Annotated in this window: 1 protein-coding gene; it reads right to left on the bottom strand. The window is 69.6% G+C overall.

Annotation, left to right across the window (positions count from 1 at the left end; all coding sequences use genetic code 11):
- A partial coding sequence (locus SJI03_RS28735; RefSeq protein WP_322429449.1) for an Ig-like domain-containing protein occupies nt 1–1,179 on the bottom strand: 1,179 nt, incomplete at both ends.

Below are 1,179 nucleotides of genomic sequence, written 5' to 3'. Positions count from 1 at the left end.
CCTGTTGCCGGTCGCTGCTGAAACCCGTGTCAGGCTGGCGCAAGGCCGCCTTGCGCATGAACGGTTTCACGGCCGTGCCGAACACGCGGTCCGCTTCGTCCGCCTGCCAGCGCGCCAGCGCCGCCGTCGGATTGCCGCTGTCGTTCGGCGGCGTCAGGCTCAGGCCAAAGTTCGAACGTCCCCAGCCATCGCCATGCAGGCTTTCCAGGCGCTGCGTGAAGTTCGACAGCTGCGCGCTGGCAAAGCGCCGCGCCGCATCGGCTTGCGCCGCCTGCAGGCCGATCACTTCCGGATCGACGGACGGGTCGCGGCGCGCCGTTACCGTCACGTTGACCACGCCCGGTTTCGAGGTGGCGAAGGCATTGCTCAGGGTATAGCTGACGACGGCCGCGCCGGCAAACTTGCCCGAGGCTGCAAAGCTCAGCTGGTACGACGGCTTGCCGGCCGTGCCCACATCGCGCACCACCACCTTGCCCGCCTCGGCCGGCGCCACGCTCAGGATATTCGCCGCCGTGAACGGGCCACCCGTGGCGCCCGCCGTCAGGTCGACGGTGACCGTCAGGCCGGCCACCACCGTGGCGCTCTGGCTGAGTACCTGCGGCATCGGATTGACGGCAATCGTCGACGTCACCGGCGCCGAGGTGCCGAACGCGTTCGACACGGTGTAGCCGATGCGGATGTCGCCGCTGGTGTTGATGCCTGGCGTGTAGACGATGTCCAGGCCATTGACCACCGCGGTGCCGCTGGCCGGCTGCGTGGTGATGGCCACCGCCGTGAACGGCCCGCCCGTCGCGCCTTGCGTCACGTTCAAGGTCACCGGCGTGCCGGCCAGCACTATCGCCGTCTTGGCGACCGGCACCGGCACGGGCTGCGGCGCCACCGTCAGGCTGACCGTGGCGGGCGCGGACGTGCCGCCCGGACCCGTCGCCGTGTAGCTGAAGGCGTCAGGGCCGAAGTAGTTCGCATTCGGCACATACGTCACCTTGAAAGAGCGGCCGCTGCCGCCCCCCACCGCGCCGCTCGCAACCACCGTGACGGTCCCGTGCTGCGGCGGCGTGACGATGGTCACGTCCGTGATCGGGCTGCCATCCGTGGACGCGATGGTCAGGCTCACTTCCTGGTTCGCCGAAGTGGTCGCCGTTTCATTCGGCACCGGCGGCGGCGCCTGGTTCACCTGCA

Source organism: Janthinobacterium sp. GMG1 (assembly GCF_034427795.1).
Lineage (GTDB): Bacteria > Pseudomonadota > Gammaproteobacteria > Burkholderiales > Burkholderiaceae_D > Janthinobacterium.
This window is presented reverse-complemented; position numbering and strand designations above follow the sequence as displayed.